Origin of the sequence: Leyella stercorea DSM 18206 (assembly GCF_000235885.1) — a bacterium.
Lineage (GTDB): Bacteria > Bacteroidota > Bacteroidia > Bacteroidales > Bacteroidaceae > Prevotella > Prevotella stercorea.
Genome location: NZ_JH379369.1, coordinates 1 through 504, shown reverse-complemented (window position 1 = coordinate 504; position 504 = coordinate 1). Strand labels below are relative to the sequence as shown.

The 504-nt window shown below is 36.7% G+C and carries 1 protein-coding gene; it reads right to left on the bottom strand.

Annotated features, from left to right (window positions below; translation table 11 throughout):
* Window positions 1-2: 2 nt before the first annotated feature.
* Complete coding sequence (gene tssD, locus HMPREF0673_RS01710; protein ID WP_004308665.1) at window positions 3-392, bottom strand: type VI secretion system tube protein TssD; 390 nt, start codon at window positions 390-392, stop codon at window positions 3-5.
* Between the last annotated feature and the right edge of the window lie 112 nt (window positions 393-504).

Genomic DNA, 504 nt, shown 5'->3' with positions numbered 1-504 from the left:
TCTTACCATTGATTGCTTAAATATGCGTCTCCTATCATAATAATATCCGCAGAAAATGTGATGGTGGAATACATTTGGCGTTTCCTGTCAACATTGTAAACCTCTTTGTAATATACGATATACGCGTATTTGAACTCCACGACACGAAAGATTGAATTATCCTTAGTGTTGTAATAAATCACCTTGCCGCTTATCGCTTTGAAAGGACTGTTTACCATTGCTTCAAGAATAGTAGTTTCTCTGGTAGATTCAACGGTTATGGTAATACGTCCGCCAATAACATTTGTCACTGGCCTTCCTTTATTATCTGTCTTGCGGTTAAATTCAATATGTGATGAAATCACTTCTATATCCTTCCCTTGCAAGCACACGGTTGCCTTTAATTCTGCCATGCTGATCTTATTATTTATTAATAAAACCAAGACATTTCGCCTTGGTTAAAGCAGTCAGACCGCTTTCAAGACAAGAAGGAGGATATCATATTTCGCAAATATAGAATTTTCC